The sequence below is a fragment of the Humibacter sp. RRB41 genome (genome assembly GCF_022761015.1).
GTDB lineage: Bacteria > Actinomycetota > Actinomycetes > Actinomycetales > Microbacteriaceae > Humibacter.
Window position 1 is genome coordinate 1 of record NZ_JAKWJQ010000001.1, and the last position, 21,689, is coordinate 21,689.

Annotated in this window: 20 protein-coding genes; 15 read left to right on the top strand and 5 right to left on the bottom strand. The window is 66.4% G+C overall.

Translation table 11 applies throughout. The features are described from left to right. Nucleotides 1–400: HNH endonuclease signature motif containing protein (locus MJ603_RS00005; RefSeq protein ID WP_243061619.1), on the top strand; the 400-nt coding region annotated here is incomplete at its 5' end. A 55-nt stretch (nucleotides 401–455) separates the two neighbouring features. Here MJ603_RS00005 and MJ603_RS00010 read toward each other — a convergent pair. Further along, nucleotides 456–1,145, bottom strand: a complete 690-nt coding sequence (locus tag MJ603_RS00010) for a TetR/AcrR family transcriptional regulator (protein WP_243061620.1) — start codon at nucleotides 1,143–1,145, stop codon at nucleotides 456–458. Nucleotides 1,146–1,238: 93 nt separating this feature from the next. On the opposite strand from MJ603_RS00010, the gene MJ603_RS00015 reads away from it, so the two are divergent. Continuing rightward, complete coding sequence (locus tag MJ603_RS00015) at nucleotides 1,239–2,180, top strand: NAD(P)-dependent oxidoreductase (RefSeq protein WP_243061621.1); 942 nt, start codon at nucleotides 1,239–1,241, stop codon at nucleotides 2,178–2,180. Here MJ603_RS00015 and MJ603_RS00020 read toward each other — a convergent pair. After that, nucleotides 2,175–3,611 carry an LssY C-terminal domain-containing protein gene (locus tag MJ603_RS00020; protein WP_243061622.1) on the bottom strand — a complete coding sequence of 479 codons (1,437 nt, stop codon included), beginning with the start codon at nucleotides 3,609–3,611 and terminating at the stop codon, nucleotides 2,175–2,177. The genes MJ603_RS00015 and MJ603_RS00020 overlap by 6 nt on opposite strands. Before the next feature lie 273 nt (nucleotides 3,612–3,884). Between MJ603_RS00020 and MJ603_RS00025 the strand changes: the two genes are divergently transcribed. The 6 genes from MJ603_RS00025 to MJ603_RS00050 all read left to right on the top strand — a co-directional run bounded on the left by MJ603_RS00025 (nucleotide 3,885) and on the right by MJ603_RS00050 (nucleotide 9,280). Continuing rightward, complete coding sequence (locus MJ603_RS00025; protein ID WP_243061623.1) at nucleotides 3,885–4,940, top strand: sugar ABC transporter substrate-binding protein; 1,056 nt, start codon at nucleotides 3,885–3,887, stop codon at nucleotides 4,938–4,940. 169 nt (nucleotides 4,941–5,109) lie between these two features. Further along, the gene (locus MJ603_RS00030; protein WP_243061624.1) at nucleotides 5,110–5,862 is read left to right on the top strand and encodes an ATP-binding cassette domain-containing protein; all 753 of its coding nucleotides are present in this window, start codon (nucleotides 5,110–5,112) and stop codon (nucleotides 5,860–5,862) included. Then, complete coding sequence (locus MJ603_RS00035) at nucleotides 5,859–7,145, top strand: sugar ABC transporter permease (RefSeq protein WP_243061625.1); 1,287 nt, start codon at nucleotides 5,859–5,861, stop codon at nucleotides 7,143–7,145. Before MJ603_RS00030 ends, MJ603_RS00035 begins: the two co-directional genes overlap by 4 nt. 65 nt (nucleotides 7,146–7,210) lie before the next feature. After that, complete coding sequence (locus tag MJ603_RS00040; RefSeq protein WP_243061626.1) at nucleotides 7,211–7,792, top strand: hypothetical protein; 582 nt, start codon at nucleotides 7,211–7,213, stop codon at nucleotides 7,790–7,792. A 54-nt stretch (nucleotides 7,793–7,846) separates the two neighbouring features. Next, entirely contained in the window at nucleotides 7,847–8,851 is a 1,005-nt protein-coding gene (locus tag MJ603_RS00045; RefSeq protein WP_243061627.1) for an MDR family oxidoreductase, read from the top strand. A gap of 39 nt (nucleotides 8,852–8,890) precedes the next feature. After that, nucleotides 8,891–9,280: a DUF1304 domain-containing protein gene (locus tag MJ603_RS00050; protein ID WP_243061628.1), complete on the top strand. Its 390-nt coding sequence runs from the start codon at nucleotides 8,891–8,893 to the stop codon at nucleotides 9,278–9,280. 29 nt (nucleotides 9,281–9,309) lie between these two features. Here the strand turns inward: MJ603_RS00050 and MJ603_RS00055 are convergent, their stop codons facing one another. Both MJ603_RS00055 and MJ603_RS00060 read right to left on the bottom strand, forming a co-directional pair. Continuing rightward, a complete protein-coding gene (locus MJ603_RS00055) occupies nucleotides 9,310–10,668 on the bottom strand; it encodes an FAD-dependent oxidoreductase (RefSeq protein WP_308220546.1) in 1,359 nt (452 codons plus the stop codon). 2 nt (nucleotides 10,669–10,670) lie between these two features. Continuing rightward, nucleotides 10,671–11,132 (bottom strand): hypothetical protein, encoded by a 462-nt coding sequence (locus MJ603_RS00060; protein ID WP_243061630.1) that lies wholly within the window; start codon nucleotides 11,130–11,132, stop codon nucleotides 10,671–10,673. A 147-nt stretch (nucleotides 11,133–11,279) separates the two neighbouring features. Between MJ603_RS00060 and MJ603_RS00065 the strand changes: the two genes are divergently transcribed. The 7 genes from MJ603_RS00065 to MJ603_RS00095 all read left to right on the top strand — a co-directional run bounded on the left by MJ603_RS00065 (nucleotide 11,280) and on the right by MJ603_RS00095 (nucleotide 19,958). Beyond that, entirely contained in the window at nucleotides 11,280–12,527 is a 1,248-nt protein-coding gene (locus MJ603_RS00065; protein WP_243061631.1) for an ROK family transcriptional regulator, read from the top strand. Further along, nucleotides 12,524–13,621, top strand: coding sequence for a sugar ABC transporter substrate-binding protein (locus tag MJ603_RS00070; protein WP_243061632.1), 1,098 nt, complete (start codon nucleotides 12,524–12,526; stop codon nucleotides 13,619–13,621). The genes MJ603_RS00065 and MJ603_RS00070 overlap by 4 nt, the downstream gene beginning before the upstream one ends. Then, nucleotides 13,618–14,418: an ATP-binding cassette domain-containing protein gene (locus MJ603_RS00075; RefSeq protein ID WP_243061633.1), complete on the top strand. Its 801-nt coding sequence runs from the start codon at nucleotides 13,618–13,620 to the stop codon at nucleotides 14,416–14,418. The genes MJ603_RS00070 and MJ603_RS00075 overlap by 4 nt, the downstream gene beginning before the upstream one ends. Further along, complete coding sequence (locus tag MJ603_RS00080; protein WP_243061634.1) at nucleotides 14,415–15,620, top strand: sugar ABC transporter permease; 1,206 nt, start codon at nucleotides 14,415–14,417, stop codon at nucleotides 15,618–15,620. The genes MJ603_RS00075 and MJ603_RS00080 overlap by 4 nt, the downstream gene beginning before the upstream one ends. A gap of 276 nt (nucleotides 15,621–15,896) precedes the next feature. Continuing rightward, nucleotides 15,897–17,420 (top strand): multiple monosaccharide ABC transporter ATP-binding protein, encoded by a 1,524-nt coding sequence (mmsA, locus tag MJ603_RS00085; protein WP_279238677.1) that lies wholly within the window; start codon nucleotides 15,897–15,899, stop codon nucleotides 17,418–17,420. Then, nucleotides 17,417–18,736 carry a multiple monosaccharide ABC transporter permease gene (gene mmsB / locus MJ603_RS00090; protein ID WP_243061636.1) on the top strand — a complete coding sequence of 440 codons (1,320 nt, stop codon included), beginning with the start codon at nucleotides 17,417–17,419 and terminating at the stop codon, nucleotides 18,734–18,736. Before mmsA ends, mmsB begins: the two co-directional genes overlap by 4 nt. Before the next feature lie 109 nt (nucleotides 18,737–18,845). Next, nucleotides 18,846–19,958: a sugar-binding protein gene (locus MJ603_RS00095; protein WP_243061637.1), complete on the top strand. Its 1,113-nt coding sequence runs from the start codon at nucleotides 18,846–18,848 to the stop codon at nucleotides 19,956–19,958. 499 nt (nucleotides 19,959–20,457) lie between these two features. Here the strand turns inward: MJ603_RS00095 and MJ603_RS00100 are convergent, their stop codons facing one another. After that, nucleotides 20,458–21,591 (bottom strand): hypothetical protein, encoded by a 1,134-nt coding sequence (locus MJ603_RS00100; RefSeq protein ID WP_243061638.1) that lies wholly within the window; start codon nucleotides 21,589–21,591, stop codon nucleotides 20,458–20,460. Between the last annotated feature and the right edge of the window lie 98 nt (nucleotides 21,592–21,689).

Consider the following 21,689-nt stretch of genomic DNA (forward strand, 5'->3'; position numbering starts at 1 on the left):
CGCGGAACTCCTCGGCTACGGACCCATCGACCCGCGCAGCGCCGCAGCGAGCCTGCACAACGCACCGTCGTTTCACCGGGTGATCAACGACCCGGTCGCACCAGCGAACCTGAACCTGGACCGGCGCAGCTACCGACCCACCGCAGCACAACGACGCTGGTTGAAGATCCGATACGGACTCATCGACGATGCCGCCCCCTACCTGGCACCGGACGCGGAGATCGACCACGCCATCGAATACCAACACGGCGGCACGACCAACGTGAGCAATCTGCTGCCGATGAAGAAACGCCTCCACCGCATCAAAACCATCACCCGCATCACCATCGAACCGAAACCCGACGGCACCATCCGAATCCGCACACCCACCGGCTACGACACCGACCCACCACCGTTCTAAAGGCCCACCGCCCTTCCAGCTTCGGCGGGTCGGCGACCCCCTCTGGGTCGCGGCATCAATTAGGGCGGGGCACCGCGATGACTCGTTCCACCATCGTCACGAGCGCGTCGACGAAGCGCGCCCGCTCCATCTCGAGGGGAGCCTCCCCCGTCGCGTCGACCATCGTCCAGTAGTGGCTGATAGCAGAGACGACGACCGAGGCGACGGCATCGGTGTCGACCCCGCTCTCGCCCGCTGCATTCTCGTCCGCCGCACTCTCCCGCGCCCCGCTCTCACCCACGATCCACCCGCGGAGCCACGCGGCGAGCGCCGCCGTCACGGCGTCCACCTCCTGGCGCCGCACCAGACGAGCCAGATCGGGGAGCTCACGCAGGTCGCGGAGCATGATGCGGCTGAGGTCCCGGTCGTGGTCCAGCCGGGCCATGCCCGCTTCCGCAAGGGCGCGAAGCTGCGTACCGAACTCGGCTTGAGTGGTGCCGACCGGTACAACATCCAGGGTCTCGAACACGTCTCGCCTCGAGGCAAGCACGTGCTCGATGCCCTGCTCGAGCACATCGCGCTTGGACCCGAAGTGTCGATAGAGGCCGCCGGACCCGGGTCGCAGCCCGGCCGCCTCCTCGATCTGGGCGATGGATGTCGCCTCGTACCCCCGCTCACCGAAGAGCCGCATCGCCGCATCGAGCACTCGGAGCTTGGCCGCCGACGCGCGCACCGGCGGCTCTGCTGCGTCTGACACTGGTGTCACTCGGTGCTCCTCCGCGGTCGATTCGTAGCGACCCCTTGCGATCTCAGCATAGTGGAGCTAGAAAGTAAGTGCTTACTTATATGGAGGGAATTCATGATGCGCATGATCATCGCCGGAGCGACCGGAGCCATCGGCATCCCACTCGTGAAGCAGCTGGTCGCCGACGGCCACTCCGTCGTCGGCATCACGCGCACGCAAAGCGGCGTCGCAACCCTCACGGGCATCGGAGCTGAAGGGGTCGTCGCCGATGTGCTCGACCGCGACGCACTCCTGCGCGCCACGAACGGCCTCGCCGCGGATGCCGTGGTGCACGAACTCACCGCTCTCGCCAAGCCGCCGGCTCGCCACGCGGACATGCGCGCCACCGACCGTCTGCGCACGGAGGGCACGGCTCACCTGCTCAAGGTGGCGGGGCAGACCGGAGCCGGGAGGTTCGTCACGCAATCGATGGTGTTCGGGTACGGCTATCGCGACCTCGGCGACACTCCTCTTACCGAGGATGCCCCGTTCGGCGTTCCGCAGGGCGACGCGTTCGACGAGCACCTCGCGGCGATGCGGTCGGCCGAGCAACAGGCTTTCGAGGCATCCGGCGTCGACGGGATCGCGCTGCGCTACGGGCTCTTCTACGGGGCGGATGCCGCATCCGTCGCGACCATGCTCCGCAAGCGCGCCATCCCGGTTCCGCACGCAGGCGGCCTTCTCCCATTCGTGCACCACGACGACGCGGCGAAGGCGACCGCGGCGGCGATCGAACGCGGACGCCCAGGCCAGGCGTACAACATCGTCGACGACACCCCGCACACCTTCCGCGATCTGCTGAACACGATCGCGGCTGCATACGATGCACCGCGGCCCTACGTTCTGCCGGTCTGGGCATTGCGTGCGGCAGCGCCCTACGCGGCGGCGATGATGGCGGGGGTCAGCATGCGGGCATCCAACGCGAAAGCTCGGCGGGAGCTCGCCTGGGCGCCCGAGTACCCGTCGATCGACGACGGCATCGGGCCCATCGCCGGCGAACGTGCAGCAGCGTCATGACACGATGCTCGACGGATGCCTCTTCGCCCACTTGCGCTCGATCTTGAGGTATCTGATGCGTCGCGCCCACGCGCTGGACTGCTCCGCCGACAGCGCCAGCAGCACCAGGATGTCCAGCGGGAGCCCGAGCAGGTTGGCACGCAGATTCACGTTCGGACCGCCGTTGAAATAGTCGACAGCTGCGAAGATCACGGTCAGCGCACTGACGATCATCGCGAGCAGCCTCGCCCAGTTGCTGCCGCGGAAGATCAAGGTGATGAGACCGAGCTGCACCAGCACCGCGATGATGGAGACGCTGAGCGCGATCACCGCGGCCGCCGTATTGAGCGTCTCCGACACCTCGCCCTCCGCGTAGTCGATGGTCACCGAGTTGACGTACGCCTTCCATCCGATGGACGCGATGACGATGCCGACGACCCCTGCGATCACCCGAAGCACCAGCAAGCCGCTGCCCAGAACGATCGACACCGGGCGTTTGTCCGCCGCGCTCTCGACGACATCAGGCTCCGTGTCGAACTCCGGCAGTGTGCGGATGCCTCGCAGATCGATGACGGGCAGGTCGCCGTCGGTGATGATCGAGTCGCCTCCGCCGTTGCGTGAGTGGTATCCGGAGGAGAAGTCGCGGATCGCGCTGACCCGCACCGCCGCATCCGGTGACTCGATCGACTTCACGACGTGATCGCGCTCGATGTCGGTGTCGGCGTCGATGCGGTGCGTGACCTGGAGGGTGAACAGCGAGAGCCCCACGCTGCGGTCGAAAGTCGCGGCGCCCAGCCAATCGGATGGAAATCCGCCAGGAAGGTACCAGTCGGGCGGGCACTTCCAGAATCGCACGTGGTGCCGCTTGGCGGGATTGCCGCGCACCTCCTGCTGATAGGCGAGGTCCTGCTGCCGTTCGAACAGCAGCAGCGGACTCACCGGGGCCTCGTCGTAGCTGCGCCGCAGCAGCGTAGACGTGACGATGCGCCAGCTCGATCGGAGCGTGACCGGATCAGCGCGCGTCCACCCCGCCTCGGTCATCACCGATTCCACCTGTGCCTGACTTCCGAGCAGTGCGAGGTTGATCGGATCCCCGAGCAGACCGTCGCTCGTCCGCGCCCGCCCGATGAAGTAGTTCGGCACGTAGATGCGCGTCAGGATGCTGTGCAGACGCGGCAGCACAAGGTAGGCCAGCAGCGCCCAGAAGAGCACGAAGAAGAGAATGAGCCACCATCCCCAGCTGAAGCTCTCGGTGATCAGCAGCCATGCCAGCCAGATGGCGGCAAGTGTGCCGAACAGAAAGAAGGCATAGTCGACCGTCTTCGACACCCGAAGACGGATGTTCCTGGCAGGCCGCTTGACCGGCTCGCGTTCGCCTTCGCCGGACGCGTCAACAGCTTCGGTCGAGCCGGTCGAACCGGTCGCCGACGATTCAGCTCCCCCTGCTGACATGGGCCAATGGTATCGGCCGCTCACCCGAAAATCGCAGGCCGGTCCTGGTGACCCCCTTTAGGGTTGCACCGGCGATTCCCCGCGGAAACACGCGGCAGCCGCCAATCGGACGGACTTCTTACTGACCGGTTAGTGAGTTATGCAACCGTTATCGGATTGTTCCTGCGAAGGGTGCCGAGTTCGAATAAAACGGGGCAGTATCACTCATGCCGCATTCAGAAGTTGAACGCGGCATTCCCGGAGGAGTCCGAGTCTCATCAAAGGAGAAGAGACGTGAAGAAATCATCAATGATTTCGCTCGCCGTTCTCGCCAGCGCGTCAGCACTTCTGCTGGCGGGCTGCTCGAGCGGAGGTAGTGGTGGTGGCAGCACCACCAAGGCCTCGACGCGTGCGTGCGTGATCCTTCCCGACGCGGTGTCCTCACCGCGCTGGGAGAACGGCGACAGGCCAGCCCTGCAGAAGGCGATCACGGATGCCGGCTTCACGGCCGACATCCAGAACGCGCAGGGCGACACCAGCAAGTACGCCACCATCGCAGACCAGCAGCTCAACAAGGGCTGCGGTGTCATGTTGCTCGTCGACTACAACGGCGCGGGTGTGACCGTGGCCAAGAAGGCGAAGGCGCAAGGCATCCCGGTCATCGCCTACGACCGCCCCATCGCAGGTGCCGACTACTACGTGTCGTTCGACAACGAGAAGGTCGGCGAACTGCAGGGCCAGTCGATCGTCGACGCGTTGAAGGCCGAGAACAAGGACCCGTCGACGGCCAAGGTCATCTACATGGGTGGAGACCCGACCGACGGCAACGCCAAGATGTTCCACGACGGCGCCGTGAAGATCATGTCGGCGGCCGGAATCAAGCCGGCCGCAGAGCCCCCGGGGATCTGGGACGCCGACAAGACCGCCACGAACTTCGAGCAGGCGCTGACCTCGCTCGGTGGCAAGGTCGACGCCGTCTGGGTCGCGAACGACACGAACGCGTCCGGTGTGATCTCGGTGCTCGACAAGAACGGTCTGACCGTTCCCGTCACTGGGCAGGATGCCTCGACGGCCGGTTTGCAGAACGTGCTGCTCGGCAAGCAGACCTCCACGGTCTACAAGCCGTACCAGGACGAGGCGAAGGCCGCGTCTGACCTGGCCATCCAGCTCCTGAAGGGCAAGCACCCGAAGGAATCGCAGAAGGTGGACGGCGTTCCGTTCATCGCCGAGACGCCTCAGCTGATCACCGCCGCCACCGTGCAGAAAGTGGTCGACGACGGCGCAGCCAAGGCGAGTGACATCTGCACCGCCGCGGTGGCAGCCGCCTGCACCAAGTACGGCGTGAAGTAGTCACCAGCGCCGAACGGTAGAGGGGCTTCGCGCTCGGACCAGGTGGTCCGTCGCGAAGCCCCTTCGGCCATGTCATGCACGGCCGATTCTCGCGATCATGAATGCGGCGCCCCCGCCGGCAGCGCGAACGCGACCTCAGACATCCATCCCAATGAAAGGAACCCGACGCATGGATGAGCCGCTCATCTCGTTGACGGGAGTGAAGAAGAGCTTCGGGCCGGTCAGCGTGCTCCGTGGCGTCGATCTCAAGGCGTATCCCGGCAAGGTGACAGCCTTGGTCGGCGATAACGGAGCAGGCAAGTCGACCCTCATCAAGGGTCTGGCGGGCGTGCAGCCGTACGACGAAGGCGAGGTGCGCTTCGACGGTGAGACAGTCACCCTGCACAACCCGCGCGAGGCATCCCGTCTGGGCATCGAGGTCGTCTACCAGGACCTCGCGCTGGCGGACAACCTCGACATCGTTCAGAACATGTTCCTCGGACGCGAAGAGACCAGCTGGGGCACCTTCGACGAGGGCCGCATGGAGCTCGAGACGAGCAAGGCGCTGCAGCAGCTCTCTGTTCGAACCGTGAAGTCGGTTCGGCAGAAGGTGGCATCGCTCTCCGGCGGTCAGCGTCAGACCGTGGCGATCGCCCGCTCGGTGATCAACAAGTCACGCCTCGTCATTCTCGACGAGCCGACCGCAGCGCTCGGTGTCGCCCAGACGGAGCAGGTGATCAATCTGGTGAAGCGTCTTGCGGAACAGAACGTCGCGGTCATCATCATCAGCCACAACCTGGCAGATGTCTTCAAGGTCGCCGACTTCATCAGCGTGCTCTACCTGGGCCAGATGGTGGCATCGGTGAAGACCGTGGACACCAGTTACGACGACGTCGTCGGATACATCACCGGCAGCAAGACCTACACGGGAGAACCGGCATGAGCACCGCAGCACGTGACGCGGAGACCACAGAGGCATCCCCAGACCCGATCGTCGGCGACATGATCGGCAGCGGCGTCGAAGGCGGCGTCGGCGATCAGGTACGGGCCTACTTCCAGCGCCTTCGTGGCGGCGAGATGGGGGCGCTGCCGGCGATCGGCGGCCTGGTCGTTCTGGCCATCCTGTTCGCCTTCCTCAGTCCCTACTTCTTGACAGAACGTAACTTCGCCAACCTGCTCACGCAGGCGGCGACGCTCGTCATGCTCGGAATGGCGCTGGTGTTCGTCATTCTTCTCGGCGAGATCGACCTCTCCGCCGGCGTGACCGGCGGCGTCGCGATGTGCGCGTTCATCGTGCTCGTCGACGTCGCGAAATGGAACACCTGGGTCTCGCTTGGTGTCGGATTCCTGATCGGAATCGCCACGGGTGCCTTCATCGGGTTCTTCGTCGCGAGAGTCGGCATACCCTCGTTCGTCGTGACCCTTGGCTTATTCCTGGGGTTCCAGGGCATCGAGCTGATCATCATCGGCAACGGCGGCCTGTACAACGTGCAGGACCCGGCCATCCTCGCGATCATGAACAACAACCTGCCCATCTGGGGCGGCTGGGTCATGCTCGCGATCATGGTGTTGATCTCGATCGGCACATCGTTCTGGGATCGGCGCAGGCGCAGCACGGCCGGAGTGCCGAACCGTGCGGTCGTCCTGGTCTGGATCAAGGTGCTCGTGGTCGCCGTGATCGGAGGCATCGTGGTCGGGCTGCTCAGCCAGAACCGCGGCACCGGATTCATCAAGGTCGAGGGCGTGCCCATCGTCGTGCCGATCACGCTGGCGATCCTCTGGATCGGAACGTTCGTGCTGGATCGCACCAAGTACGGTCGCTACCTCTATGCCGTCGGCGGCAACGCAGAGGCGGCGCGCAGGTCCGGCGTGAACGTGATCAGGATCCGCTGGATCGCGTTCATCATCTGCTCGTTCCTCGCCGTGGTGTCGCAGCTGTTCAGCATCTCGAAGGTCGGTTCCGTCGATCCGTCGGCCGGTGTGGCCATCGTGCTGAGCGGTGTCGCGGCGGCCGTGGTCGGCGGCGTCAGCCTCTTCGGCGGACGCGGACGCCTCATGCACGCCGCGATCGGCGCCGTCGTGATCGCGGTGATCACGAACGGTCTCGGACTGCTCAACCTGCCGGCAGGCGTCAACTACGCCGTCACCGGCGGCGTGCTGATCCTGGCGGCGACGGTGGATGCGGTCTCCCGCGTGCGCGCGGGCGGGAGCCTGGTCAGGCACTGACGGCGAAGCGGATGCTGCCCGGCGAAGGGCTGCGAGTAGGCTCTGGCTTGACTGAGGGGGAGTCCATGAGCACAGCAGCATCCGCACGACGTCCTGGCGCCGTGACCGCGTCCTATGTCATCTGGTTGATCGGCGCGATCCTGTCGCTGATCGGGGCGATCTTCGCGCTCTTCGTGGGCATCCTTGCGCTCACCGGCGGCGCCGTGTTCGGGGGCATCGCCGGAGCGGCGGTCGGATCCGTCATCCTGATCTTCTCGATCTTCGTGTTCGTCGTCGCGATCATCGAGCTGGTGATCGTGAACCGTATGCGCGACGGACGTAACTGGGCGCGCGTGACGCTGACGGTGCTGGGCATCCTGTCGCTGCTCGGGACGGTTCTGCCGTGGTTCACCGGCGGCTGGAGCTCGTCGTCATCGTGGAACTTCGTCGGCATCGTCATACTGCTGCTCGCGATCATCCTGATGTACGTGCCTGGCGCGAATGCCTACTTCCGCGCGTCGACCCCTGTGCCGGCATCCGCCTACTCGGCGCCTGCCGCGCCGTACACGACGGCCATGCCCGTCACTCCTGAGCAGCGGGCAGCGGGCGCCACGACGACCGAGCCTCCCGTGCAGCGACCTGACGACGGACAGCCGCCGGTCTCCTGACGCCACCGCCGACGCGACCGCCACCGCGAGATGGCTCCGCCGTAGGCTGACGCCATGTCGTTTCGCGCGCTCATCGTCGACCAAAGACTCGAAGACGGAGCCGTCACCGAGCACTCCGTCGCTCTGCGCACTCTCGACGACGACTACCTCGATCCCGCCGAGGTCACCGTCGACGTCGACTACTCCGCGCTCAACTACAAAGACGGTCTCGCGCTCGCCGGCCGCCCGGGAGTTCTGCGAAGCTCGCCTCTCATTCCGGGCATCGACCTGGTCGGGCGGGTGCGGTCATCCGCCGATCCGCGGTTCGCACCCGGGGATCACGTCGTGCTGAACGGCGACGGCATCGGCGAGACGAAGAACGGCGGGCTGGCCGAGCTCGCCGCGGTGCGAGCCGAGGCACTCGTGCGGGTTCCGGATGCCTTCACATCGGCGCACGCCGCCGCCATCGGCACCGCAGGATTCACGGCCATGCTCGCCGTGCTGGCGCTCGAGCGCGGCGGCGTCACCCCACAGTCCGGCGAGGTGCTCGTCACCGGGGCCGCCGGCGGGGTCGGGTCGGTGGCGATCGCGGTGCTCGCGCAGCTCGGGTACTCGGTGACGGCATCCACGGGCCGCGGCGAGACGGAAGCGGACTACCTGCGCGAGCTCGGGGCATCCGCCATCGTGAACCGCGCGGACTTCGCACGGCCCGGCCGCCCGCTGCAGAAGGCCCGCTGGGCAGGCGCCGTCGACTCGGTCGGAAGCGCGACCCTCGCCAACGTGCTCGCGCAGACGTCATATGGCGGAACCGTCGCGTCCTGCGGCCTGGCAGGGGGCGCCGATCTGCCGGCGACGGTGATGCCGTTCATCCTGCGCGGCGTGACGCTGGCCGGCATCAATTCGGTCGAGGCGCCGAGGGCGTTGCGCGAAGAGGCATGGCGCCGGCTCGCGAGCGACCTCGACGTGCGCCTGCTCGACGCGATGACCGCGACGATCGGCCTCGCGGATGCCGTTGGCGCAGCCGACCGCATCCTCGCCGGTCAGATCCGCGGGCGCACCGTCGTCGAGGTTCGGCGCTGACACCCGTTCCCGCCGCCGGTCTGGCCATAGGCTTGCGCCATGATCGTGATCGCGACACTGTTCGTTGCCCTCGCTGCGGTGCTGCACGTGGTGATCTTCGTGTTCGAGAGCGTGCTCTGGTCGCGGCCCGCCATCTGGAAACGGTTCGCCGTCGCCGACCAGCAATCCGCAGACATCACCCGGCCGATGGCCTACAACCAGGGGTTCTACAACCTGTTTCTGGCGATCGGCGCCTTCGTCGGCATCATCGTCTACGGCGTCGGTGAACACGAGATCGGCCTCACGCTCGTGTTCTTCACGCTCGGCTGCATGGTGCTGGCGGCAGTCGTGCTCGTGACGACGGGCGCGCGGTACATTCGCGCGGCGCTGATTCAGGGCATCCTGCCGCTCATCGGGATCGTGCTGATCTTCCTCAGCCAGCCGCTCTGAGTTCACCGCCCGTGCGGCGCCGGCGCCGTTCAGCTCAGCGGATGCTTCGTCGCGCCTCTGACCTGCGGCGCGACGTGCTCCGGGCGGAATCCGCGACCGATCACACGTGCCGCCACGCGCTGCACGAGCGGCATCACCGCCGACAGCACGATGCGCCGCGGCCCGGACAGCGGGTTCGGCAGCACAGCGACTCCCGCACCATTGATCACGTGGTGCGCGGCGAGCTGAACCGCCTGCATGGCGCGCACCGGCGGCATCCGTCTGCGCTGGATCGCGGCGCAGGCCCGATCCAGCTCGGATGCCCGTGCCCCGACAACCGACCCGGCCCCGCGCAGGAGCGGCGCGAGCTTGTTCGCCGAGGCGACGGCGTCCTGCACAGCGAAGTTCACCCCCACGCCGAACGCCGGCGACATCGCGTGAGCGGCGTCCCCGATGCACAGCAGGCCGGAACGCCACCACGTCTCGAGGCGGTTGATCTGCACGGAGAGCAGCTTGAGCTGCTTGAACGAGTCCAGTTCGCCGACGACCGGTTCGAGGAACGGCGCCGTCTGCGTAATCGCCTCGCGCACCGACTCGAGTCCCTGCTTGCGCATCGAGTCGAATCCGCCCTTCGGGATCACGAGCCCCACCTGGTAGTAGCCTTCGCGCGGAATCGTCAGAACGAGCCGGTGCTCGTCGATGTACCCGAGCGTGTCCGGCGGACGATTCTCGGGGTACGGCAGGCGGAACCAGACGACGTCGATGGGTGCACCGAAATCGGTCGACGGCAGGCCGGATGCCTGCCGCAGCACCGAGTCCCTCCCGTCGGCAGCGACCGTGAGCGCCGCCCGCACCTCGACGGGTCCGTCCGGTCCGGTGGCGCGCACGCCGACCACGCGCCCGCCGCCCGGCGCTCCCGGCCGGTCACCGTCGGTGACGAGTTCGGTGGCATCCGTGTTCATGAAGAGGTGAAAGCCTGGATACGCCGCCGCGTGCTCGACGAGGAAGTCGAGAAAGTCCCACTGCGGCATCAGCACCAAGAAGTCGTTGCGACCGCGCAGGCTGTCGAAGTCCACCGGCGTGATGCGGGTGCCGTCGACGACCGCGTCGAGCGTCGACACCTCGGTGTGCGGCAGCGTCAGAAACGCATCACGCAGGCCGAGTTCGTCGAGCACCTGCAGGGTCGAAGGGTGGATCGTGTCGCCGCGGAAGTCGCGCAAGAAATCGCCGTGCCTCTCGAGGACGGCGACGTGCACGCCCGCCCTGGCCAAGAGCATCCCGAGCATGATGCCGGCGGGGCCGCCCCCGACGATGCAGCAGTCGACGTCGACACTCGTGGGCTCCGTAGTCGGTTCCGTGGCGCGAGCACGCGTGCGACGGCGCGTGCCGCTCGATCGCGGCTGGGCCATCGCTAGCCGATCACTTCGTCGACGGGACCATCCTCCGAACCGGGACGGATGTCGCGCAGCGCCTCGACGAGCTTCGCCGCGTGCTGCGTCGACACGATGACGCGCGAGAATCCCTCGGCGATCTGCGCGGGCTCGCCCGTCTCGGCGTTCTCATCTACCTCGTAGGCCTCATCGCGCCTGTCCGGCTGATCGATGTCGATCACAACGGCCGATCGCTGCTTTCCCTTGAGCACGAGGAAGTCCTTGCCGCCGTGGAACTTCCACGTTCCGACCGCGAGCGTCAGCGGAACGCTGTTGCCCGGCGCGCGAACGCCGCGGATCCAGATCCACGGGTCGGCTGTGATGGCGACCGATCGGATGCTCTCGCGCGGAACCACGATGTCATCGCGCCGCAGGGCCAGCAGCTTCTCCGCACGGGTGAGTCGGATCTCGAGGCGATCGCGGTACACGTGGAAGTCGGCCATGTCACTAGTCTGCCGGGTGACCGTGAACGGGTTCCGGCATGCGACCGCGAGAGCGCCAGACGTTACCGAACTGAAAGGCGACGCACCTCGTCGGCGGGGATTGCGATTATCTGCGGCCTGATAGCGCGCATACCGTATCGTGGTCCCGTGGAAGCCCACCGTCGGACGCCGGGGTCGCAGACTTCACTTCGTGAAGCCAATCGTGGCCGAATCGTCGATGCCGTCAAGAAGTACGGCGGGCTGAGCCAGATCGAACTCGCGGGACTCACCGGTCTCTCGCCCGCGACCGTGTCCAACATCGTCAAGGAGCTCTCCGGAGCCGGCGTTCTCACGACCGCTCCCGGCACTCGAAGCGGCAGACGCGCGCAGAACGTCACGCTCGCCCACGCGCTGGGCCTCGTCGCCGGTGTGCACTACTCCACCAGGCACCTGCGCATCGCCGTCTCCGATGCGAGCTACACCGTCGTCGCCGAGACGCACATGCCGCTCGCCAAGGACCACAGGGCCGACAGCGAGCTCGATCGCCTCACTCTGCTGCTCGCCGACATGCTCGAGTCGGCCGGAGCGGGCATGCTCGACCTGCTGGCGGTCGGAGTCGCGCTTCCCGCGCCGGTCGACCAGCGCACCGGTACGGTCGCGAGGCGCGGCATCCTGCGCGGTTGGGACGGCGTCGAAGTCGCCGACGTGCTGCAGCGCTCGCTCAAGCGTCCGGTCTTCGTCGACACGGATGCCAATGCCGCCGCCCTCGGCGAGTTGCGCATGGGTGCTGCCCGCGGCAAGAACGACGTGGTGTATGTCGACGTCGGCGACCGGATCGGCGCCGGCCTCGTGCTCGGCGGCCGCGTGTACTCGGGTCACGGCGGCATGGCTGGCGAGCTCGGGCACACGGTCATCCAAGAAGACGGTCCACCGTGCGAGTGCGGCAACCGCGGATGCGTGCAGGCGATCGCCGGCGGCAACGCCCTGATCCAGAAGCTGCAGACGGGCAACCGCGGGCTCAAGCTCCAGGACGTGATCGTTCGCGCCATGGCGGGCGACTCGGATGCCATTCGCGCGATCGCCGACGCCGGCACCGCGATCGGCGTGGCCACCGCGAACCTGTCCAACCTGCTCGACCCCGAGCGAATCGTCATCGGCGGGGAGCTCGGCCGCGCCGGTGAGCTACTGCTCGGCCCGATGCGCCGCGAGGTCGAGCGCGCCGTACTGGCGGGCACCCGGTTCGCCCCCGAGATCGTTCAGAGCCAGCTGGGACAGAACGCCTCGGCCATGGGCGCCATGGCGATGGCCGTCGACCGGGTCTCCCTCAACGCCGACGAGACCCAGATCGCAACGTCACAGATCGCTACAACACAGATCGCCACTACCCAGATCGCAGCGGAGGAACACCGGGAATGAGGCTGCTCCGCGCGGGTTCCGTGCTCGCCGCCGTCGCCTGTCTTCTCGCCGTCGCCGGCTGCACCAATGCCGTCGCACCCGGGGACTCATCGCACGCGACGGTGGATCCTGCACACGCCACCATCGGCCTGCTGCTGCCCGATTCCACCAACACCAGGTACGAGTCGGCCGACAGGCCTTCGTTCGAGGCCCGCATCGCCCAGCGCTGCCCCGGCTGCACCGTCGCCTACCAGAACGCCTCGGCCGATGCCGCACGGCAGCAGACTCAGGCGGAGTCCATGCTCGCCCAGGGCGTCGCGGTCCTCGTGCTGGACGCCGTCGACGGCGAGGCAGCGGCATCCATCGTCAACGAGGCGGCCGCCAAAGGCGTGCCGGTCATCGCCTACGACCGCATCATCGACAGCCCCGACGTGGCGTACTTCGTGTCGGCGGACAACCACAAGGTCGGCCAGCTGCAAGCACAGGCGCTGGTGGATCGGCTGCACCAGCTGGGCAAGCCGGCAGGCTCGGGCATCCTGATGGTCAACGGCTCGCCAACCGACAACAACGCGATCCTCTACAAGAAGGCGGCACACGAGGTGCTCGATCACTCCGGCTTCACCGTGCTCGCCGAGTACGACACACCGGACTGGGCCGGCTCCGAAGCGCAGACCTGGGTGGCCGGCCAGATCACGCAGTTCGGCAGCCGCATCGCCGGTGTCTACGCCGCCAACGACGGCCTCGCGCAGGGTGCGATCGCCGCGCTGCAGGCCGCAGGCGTGGACCCCGTTCCACCGACCACAGGGCAGGACGCCGAAGTGGCCGCAGTGCAGCGCATTCTCGCCGGCACCCAGTACATGACCGTCTACAAGCCGATCCGCAAGCAGGCTCAGCTCGCTGCAGATGCCGCGCTCACTCTCGTGCGAGGCGGACATCCGAAGGGCACGAGCACGACGAAGGTCGGCGATCACGACGTGCCGACCACCACCCTCACGCCCGTCACCGTCACACTCGACAACGTGAAGAGGGTCGTCATCGACAGCGGCTTCCACACCGTCGCGCAGATCTGCACTCCCGCGTACGCGGTCTACTGCAAGGAGCACGGCATCACATGACCGCCTACGACGTGAGTTCCGCGAGGGACGAGTTGCTCGACCCGGTGATCAGCATGCGCGGCATCAGCAAGTCCTTCGGGCACATCCAGGCTCTGCGCGGCGTGGACCTCGACCTGTATCGCGGCGAGGTCGTCGCTCTCGTCGGCGACAACGGTGCGGGCAAGTCCACGCTCGTGAAGATTCTTGCCGGCGTGCATCCGCAGGACTCGGGCACGATCGCCTTCGATGGCGAGAATGTCTCGATCCCGTCCCCCGCCGGCTCCCAAGATCTCGGCATCGCCACCGTGTTCCAAGACCTCGCGCTCTGCGACAACCTCGACGTCGTCGCGAACCTGTTCCTCGGGCGCGAGCTCGGGCACGGACCTCTCGACGAGGAGGCGATGGAGCAGCGCTCGTGGGAGCTGCTCAGGCAGCTCGGCGCGCGCGTCCCCTCGGTTCGGGTTGCGGTCGCAACGCTTTCCGGCGGACAGCGGCAGACCGTGGCGATCGCCAGGTCGCTGGTCGGCGAACCGAGCGTGGTGATGCTCGACGAGCCGACGGCGGCGCTCGGCATCGCCCAGACGGCCGAGGTGCTCAACCTCATCGAGCTGCTGCGCGATCGAGGCCTCTGCGTGGTGCTCATCAGCCACAACATGGCCGACGTTCAGGCCGTGGCCGACCGGGTGATCGTGCTGCGCCTCGGGCGCGTGAACGGCCGATTCCGCGCACCGGAGATGAGTTATGAAGACATCATCGCGTCGATCACAGGAGCCATGAACCTCGGCGATCGCAAGCCGGACAGCGGGGGTGCGAAGTGAGCGCTCCCGACGACACGGGCACCATCGGCGACGCCGTCGCCGGGTTCACGTCGAAGCTGCGCGGAGGCGATCTCGGATCGCTGCCCGTCGTGGTCGGCCTCGTCATCATCGCGGTGCTGTTCCAGGCGCTGAATCCGCGGTTCCTCGCGCCCGGCAACCTGGTGAACCTCACGCTGCAGGCGGCGCCGCTCGGCGTGATCGCCCTCGGCACGGTGGTGGTACTGCTCGCCGCGCAGATCGACCTGTCGGTCGGGTCGGTCAGTGGCCTTGCGAGCGCGATCGTCGGCGTGTGCGCCATGCGGCTGCAGTGGCCGATGCTCGTCGGCATCGTCGCCGCGATCGCCGCCGGTGCCCTGATCGGCGCGTTCTACGGCTTTCTGCTCAGCCGGTTCGGTGTGCCGAGCTTTCTGATCACGCTCGCCGGCCTGCTGGGATTCCTCGGCCTTCAACTCGCCTTGCTCGGACCGACGGGCTCGATCAACATCCCGTTCTCGAACCCGCTCGTGCAGTTCGCCAACACCTGGTTTCTGCCGCCGTGGGCCGCTTATCTGATCGTCGGGATCGCCGCCATCGGGATGCTCGTCGAAGGGCTCGCTAGGCGGCGCCGACGAGCAAGGGCGGACCTTCCGCTTTCTCACATTTCGATCACGATTGTGAAGGCCGCCTCGCTGCTCGTGCTGCTCAGCATCGCGGTTTGGTACCTGTCGCTCGATCGCGGCACCGCCGTGATGCCGGTGCTGTTCGTGCTGCTCGTCGTCATCATGTCGTACCTGCTCCGACGCACCCGGTGGGGGCGGTCGATCTACGCGGTCGGCGGCAACGTCGAGGCGGCGCGGCGGGCGGGCATCCGCGTCACTCGCACCCTTGTGACGGCCTTCGTGATCTGCTCGGCGTTCGCGGCGCTCGGAGGCGTGCTTTCCGCGGCACGACTGGGATCGGCGACCACGCTGACCGGCACGGCAGACACGAATCTCAACGCCATCGCCGCCGCGATCATCGGCGGAACGAGCCTGTTCGGCGGCCGCGGAAACGCCTGGTCCGCCGTGCTCGGCGTTCTGGTGATCTCGGCGATCTCGAGCGGGCTCACTCTGCTCAACCTCGACGCATCCGTTCGCTACATGATCACGGGCGCCGTTCTGCTGCTCGCCGTCATCGCGGATTCACTTTCCAGACGGTCCAGAACCAGCCACGGACGGGCCTAGCCCAGTAAATCACTGGGCTATGGCCTCCTTGAGTTCAGGACGCCTGACCATGCCCGCCTGCTCACTTGTGGTTTGTGTTCAGAAGATGAACGCAGTGTGTTAGCGTTTCTTCCGCTGTCGCACCTGAGACAGCGAAGAGCGGTCCCTCGATGACCGCAGCACCACGGGACGATGGCGTCGTCACGCACCTTGACCAGGGCTTCTTGCCCGGCTTGCAACGGATGCCCCGCCCCGCAAGCGAGAGGATCATCCGTGGCGAACGCCCCCATTCTGGAAATGCGCGGAATCACGAAGCGCTTCCCCGGTGTCGTTGCGCTCTCCGAGGTCTCGATGACGGTCCGACGCGGCGAGGTCCACGCGATCTGCGGTGAGAACGGCGCCGGCAAGTCGACCCTGATGAAGGTGTTGTCCGGCGTCTACCCGTACGGCACCTACGACGGCGACATCGTCTTCGAGGGCGAGGAGGTTCGCTTCTCCGACATCAAGCAGAGCGAGAACGCGGGCATCGCGATCATCCACCAGGAGCTCGCGCTCATTCCCGAGCTGTCGATCACCGAGAACCTGTTCCTCGGCAACGAGCCGGGCAGATTCGGCGTGATCAACTGGGTCGGCGCCCAGAAGCGCGCGCGAGAACTGCTGCACCTGGTCGGACTCGACGAGGACCCCGACACCAAGATCAAGACGCTCGGCGTCGGCAAGCAGCAACTCGTGGAGATCGCGAAGGCCCTGCACAAAGACGTCAAGCTGCTCATCCTCGATGAGCCGACCGCCGCACTCAACGAGGCGGAGTCGCAGCACCTGCTCGACCTGATCGGCGGGTTCAGGGACTCCGGCATGACGTCGATCATGATCAGCCACAAGCTCAACGAGATCGAGCGCATCGCCGACTCGATCACGATCATCCGTGACGGCAAGACGGTCGAGACACTGGATGTCGCGGCGGGCGGCGTCGATGAGGACCGCATCATCCGCGGCATGGTCGGCCGTTCGCTCGAGAGTCGCTTCCCGGAGCGCACGCCGAACATCGGCGAGACGTTCTTCGAGGTGCGGGGCTGGACCGTTCAGCATCCCGTCGATCCCGATCGTCTCGTGTGCAAGGACGAGAACTTCTTCGTACGACGCGGTGAGATCGTCGGGTTCGCCGGCCTGATGGGCGCAGGGCGCACCGAGCTTGCGATGAGCGTGTTCGGACGCAGCTACGGCACCTACCTCAGCGGCGAGATCGTCAAGGACGGCGAGGAGATCAAGCTCGCCAACGTGCACGACGCGATCCACCACGGCCTCGGCTACGTGAGCGAGGACCGCAAGACGCTCGGGCTGAACCTTCTCGACTCGATCAAGCGCGCCACCGTCTCGGCACGGCTCGACAAGATCTCGCGCGGGGGCGTCGTCAATGGGCTCAAGGAGTACGAGGTCGCCGAGGAGTATCGCAAGCTGCTTCGCACCAAGGCGAACTCGGTCGAAGAGAGCGTCGGCAAGCTCTCCGGCGGAAACCAGCAGAAGGTCGTGCTGGCCAAGTGGATGTTCTCGGACCCGGACATCCTCATTCTCGACGAGCCGACGCGGGGCATCGATGTCGGCGCCAAGTTCGAGATCTACAACATCATCAACCAGCTGGCCGCCCAGGGTAAGGGCATCGTTCTGATCTCCTCCGAGCTGCCGGAACTGCTCGGCATGTCGGACCGCATCTACACGATCTTCGAGGGACAGATCACGAACGTGCTCTCCGCCGAAGAGGCCAACCCCGAATCCCTCATGGTCAGCATGACCTCCACACGAAAGACCGGACCCGCGGAATGAGCAAGTTCTCCAACACCATGCGCACCCTCACGGGGGGCCGTGGCATCAGCCAGTACAGCATGATCATCGCGCTCGTCGCGATCATCGTCGTGTTCGAGATCATGACCGGCGGCTACACCCTGGACCCCACGAACGTGATCAACATGGTGCAGCAGTACAGCTACATCCTGATCCTCGCGATCGGCATGGTCATGCTCATCATCGCCGGCCACATCGACCTGTCGGTGGGGTCCGTGGCCGCATTCGTCGGCGTCGTCGTCGCACAGTCGATGGCCATCTGGCACCTGCCAGCGGGCGTCGCCATGCTGCTCGGCCTGGTGACGGGAGCCGTCGTCGGCGCATGGCAGGGCTTCTGGGTCGCATTCGTGCGGGTGCCCGCGTTCATCGTCACGCTGGCCGGCCAGCTGATCTTCCGTGGCCTCAACCAGGTCGTCGGAAACTCGACCGCCGTTCCGACGCCCGCCTCGTACAACTGGATCGGCAACGGCTTCCTGCCCGACTTCGGACCGGACTTCGGCTTCAGCAATCCCACGCTCATCCTCGGCCTCATCGTCGTGGTCGCGCTGATCTGGAAGGAACTCCACGACCGCCGCAAGCGCGTTGCGATGGGCGCGACATCCCAGCCTGTCTGGGTCAGCGTCGTCAAGCTGGTCGTGCTCTGCGGCATCACGGTGTTCGCCACCTACCTGTTCGCCACCGGTCGTGTCGGCACCAGCTTCCCTGTCGTCGGCATCATCGCCGGCGTCCTGATCCTGCTCTACAGCTTCATCACCAGCAGCACCGTCTTCGGCCGTCACATCTACGCGATCGGCGGAAACTCGAGCGCCGCCGTGCTCTCCGGCGTGAAGTCCCGTCGCGTCAACTTCTTGCTCATGATGAACATGTCCGTGCTCGCCGCCGTGGCCGGCATGGTCTTCATCGGCAACGCACAGGCATCCGGTCCATTCGACGGCACCGGATGGGAGCTGGATGCCATTGCTGCGGTCTTCGTCGGTGGCGCCGCGATCTTCGGCGGGATCGGAACCGTCGCCGGATCGATCATCGGTGCGTTCGTGATGGCGTTCCTCGCCAATGGACTGTCGCTGCTCGGCCTCGACAGCTCGTGGGTATCGGTCATCCGCGGCCTCGTCCTGCTCCTCGCCGTGGGTTTCGACGTCTACAACAAGACCCAGGGCCGACCCTCCATCACCGGGCTGCTACTGCGCGGCTTCAGCCGCAAGAAGTCGTCGACGGTGACAGAGGAGACGCTCGAGGCGCAGCCCCAGAATCCCGAGCAGCCTGCCGCCGAGAAGGTCGACAAGGTCCCGCTGTCCTGATTCGGCTGTCCTGATCCTGCTGTTCCGGCGCACCATCCGGGCCAGCTTCGGTAAAAAGGCGCGATCCATTGTCGGATCGCCCTGCAATCCACAACAAGAAGGAAGATCCATGCGCAAGAAATTGCTCATCGGCCTCACCGCCGTTGCCCTTGCCGGTGTGGCGCTGACGGGATGCTCGTCGCGCGCCGACACCAGCAGTTCCGACACCACCGTGAAGAAGGGCGACACCATCGGCGTCGCGCTTCCCGCCAAGACCTCGCAGAACTGGGTGCTCGCCAAGGCGTCGTTCCAGGACGCTCTCTCGAAGGCCGGGTTCAAGGCCGACGTGCAGTACGCGGCGGCGACCAACACGGTGGCGGACCAGCAGAACGAGATCCAGTCGATGATCACCAAGGGTGACAAGGTCATCGTGATCGCGGCACAGGACGGCTCGCAGCTCAACACGCAGGTCGCACAGGCCAAGAAGGCCGGCATCACGGTCATCGCGTGGGACCGCAACATTCTGAACACGAAGAACGTTGACTACTACGTCGCGTTCAACAACTACAAGGTCGGCCAGCTGCAGGCGCAGGCCCTGGTGGACGGCATGAAGGCCAAGAAGTCCACCGGCCCGTACAACATCGAGATCTTCGCCGGTGCAAACACCGACGCGAACGCGACGGTGTTCTACAACGGTGCGATGAGCGTTCTCAACCCGCTGATCAAGAAGGGCGAGCTCAAGGTTCCGTCTGGTCAGACATCCTTCCAGCAGACGCAGACGGACAACTGGGACCCGAAGAACTCCCAGACCCGCATGTCGAACATCCTCACGAAGACGTACTCCAACGGCACCAAGCTCGACGGAGTGCTCTCCCCGAACGACACGCTGGGCCGCTCGATCATCACGGCCGTGCAGTCGGCGGGTCTCTCCGTTCCGATCGTCACCGGTCAGGACTCCGAGACCGCTTCGATCCCGCTGATCATGGCAGGAACCCAGTACTCGACCATCTACAAGAACACGGATGAAGAGGCGCAGGGCGCAGTCAGCCTGATCACCGACCTCTCGAAGGGCAAGTCCAAGCCCTCCGGTGTCGACTACAACGACAAGACCAACGCGGGCAACGGCAAGATCACCGTTCCCTACAAGGCCCTGACGCCGATCCTGGTCACCAAGGACAACGCGGTCGAGGCATACGCCAACAACCCGACCCTCGAGGCCCTGGCCAAGGCAGGCGCGAAGTAAGGCACAGCACCACAGCACCACGACGAGGGTCGTCCGCGCGAGCGGGCGGCCCTTCGTCGTCTCGCCCGGCGCCCCGTCTCAGCCGCGCGTCATGCCGTCTCAGCCGCGCGTCACGTCATCTCAGCCGCGCGTCACGCCGTCTCAGCCGCGCGTCACGCCGTCTCGACCGCGCGTCATGCCGTCTCCTAGGCGCCCCGCGTCATCCCGCCCGACGGCCCCGCCGTCGCCGCCGCGCTTCGCATCTTCCCTCGCCGCTCCGCACTATCTCCTCGATGCCCCGCACTTTCTCCTCGCGAAAAGTCGTTTCAACTGCAGAAATGGCTACTCCGCTCGCTGGGAAGGACCATTTCTGCAGTTGAAACGCCTTCTCGCTGTGGTGAATGGATGAGCGAGTGAGTGAGCGGGTGAGTGAGCGGGTGAGCGAGCGAGTGGGTGGTGGGTGAGGGCGGGCGGGGCGCTCGCGGTGCGGCTGCGCACGGCGAGCGGCCAGGGATGCACGTCAGCTGCGGGCGTGCCTTCTTCTGCGGGCCGTGACGACGAGCGCCGCAGCGCCGCCGAAGACGAACAAGGCCGCCACGGCGAGCCCAGGCGCTGTGTCCGAGCCCGTGTCGGCAAGGGCCGCAGCATCCCGAGGATCGGACGCCGACGACCCTGCGACGAGCGTCGTTCCAGCGACGGGAGATGCTGGATCAGTGGGCGTCGTGCCCGATCCGGCCACCGCGTCGATCACCTGGTCGGACTTGTCGTTGCGGCCGATGAGATTCGGTCCGCCATAGCTGAAGAACAGGTACTGGGGTCCAAGGGGGCTTGGCGCCGGGTTGTCTCCGGCGGGGGCAGTGGTCGCCGTCACGACAGCCGTGACCGTGATCGTGTCGCCCGGAGCGGGATCGCTCAGTGCGCATTCGAAACCACGCCCGCCCGGCTCCACTTGGCACGACGATGCTCCTGCGAAGGACTGGATCGTGAACCGCAGCGCGCCGAGACCGGCATTCGGGTCCTGGCGCGCATAAAGGCCGACGTACGAGGGAAGGTATTCTGCCGGCGTTCCGGCCGCGAGAACGAAGGTCGCGGACAGCGTCGCGGTCCCGCCGACTGCCACCGTGTCCGCTGACAGCGACACACTCTCCGACAAGGGGTTGGGGATCACCGTCATGTCTTGGAACCCGGCCGCTCCGCCCGTTCCATCTGCCAGCGTCTGCGAGAACGTGAGATGCTGCACACCGAACGGTCCGCTGACCCCCGTCTCGTGCACCGTGATCACGGCGGAGTCTCCAGGGGCCGCACCATCCCACTGGCACGAGCCGGCCGAGCCGCCCGCGTCGATGGTGCACCCGGACAGGTTCGGCGTGGTCGACGCGATGTCGAACGCGACGGCCGTCGCGGACGGATCCGCGTCAGACACGGCGGCGAACGAGATCGAGGTCGGCAGCTCTTCGGGGGCGGCGTCCGACGGAATGTCGAACTCGATCTGTGCATCGACGGTCTCGCCGACGAAGAGTTGTGCGGGCGACGTGCTCCACGCACCCGCCGCTTCGGCACTCGCCGGTGCGGCGCCGAGGGCGAGCGAACAGCCGATGACGGCGATGGTGGACAGGGTCGCGATGGTGAGCAATCGGTGGCGGGACAACGGCATCCAGTCTGGATCGAGGAGGAGGCTCAACGCTCCGCTCCGACGCGGCGATCGGGTGCCCGCCGAACTCCTCGAGCACCCCATTGCTCGGGTCGTGGCAT

Bases quoted from the DNA above. Each gene is read 5' to 3' on its own strand.
- MJ603_RS00060 (WP_243061630.1), bottom strand. From the start codon at position 11,132: ATGGCCGACTTCCACGTGTACCGCGATCGCCTCGAGATCCGACTCACC.
- MJ603_RS00070 (WP_243061632.1), top strand. From the start codon at position 12,524: ATGAGGCTGCTCCGCGCGGGTTCCGTGCTCGCCGCCGTCGCCTGTCTT.
- MJ603_RS00015 (WP_243061621.1), top strand. From the start codon at position 1,239: ATGATGCGCATGATCATCGCCGGAGCGACCGGAGCCATCGGCATCCCA.
- MJ603_RS00055 (WP_308220546.1), bottom strand. From the start codon at position 10,668: ATGGCCCAGCCGCGATCGAGCGGCACGCGCCGTCGCACGCGTGCTCGC.
- MJ603_RS00050 (WP_243061628.1), top strand. From the start codon at position 8,891: ATGATCGTGATCGCGACACTGTTCGTTGCCCTCGCTGCGGTGCTGCAC.
- MJ603_RS00095 (WP_243061637.1), top strand. From the start codon at position 18,846: ATGCGCAAGAAATTGCTCATCGGCCTCACCGCCGTTGCCCTTGCCGGT.
- MJ603_RS00075 (WP_243061633.1), top strand. From the start codon at position 13,618: ATGACCGCCTACGACGTGAGTTCCGCGAGGGACGAGTTGCTCGACCCG.
- MJ603_RS00030 (WP_243061624.1), top strand. From the start codon at position 5,110: ATGGATGAGCCGCTCATCTCGTTGACGGGAGTGAAGAAGAGCTTCGGG.
- MJ603_RS00045 (WP_243061627.1), top strand. From the start codon at position 7,847: ATGTCGTTTCGCGCGCTCATCGTCGACCAAAGACTCGAAGACGGAGCC.
- MJ603_RS00020 (WP_243061622.1), bottom strand. From the start codon at position 3,611: ATGTCAGCAGGGGGAGCTGAATCGTCGGCGACCGGTTCGACCGGCTCG.
- MJ603_RS00040 (WP_243061626.1), top strand. From the start codon at position 7,211: ATGAGCACAGCAGCATCCGCACGACGTCCTGGCGCCGTGACCGCGTCC.
- MJ603_RS00100 (WP_243061638.1), bottom strand. From the start codon at position 21,591: ATGCCGTTGTCCCGCCACCGATTGCTCACCATCGCGACCCTGTCCACC.
- mmsA (WP_279238677.1), top strand. From the start codon at position 15,897: ATGCGCGGAATCACGAAGCGCTTCCCCGGTGTCGTTGCGCTCTCCGAG.
- MJ603_RS00035 (WP_243061625.1), top strand. From the start codon at position 5,859: ATGAGCACCGCAGCACGTGACGCGGAGACCACAGAGGCATCCCCAGAC.
- mmsB (WP_243061636.1), top strand. From the start codon at position 17,417: ATGAGCAAGTTCTCCAACACCATGCGCACCCTCACGGGGGGCCGTGGC.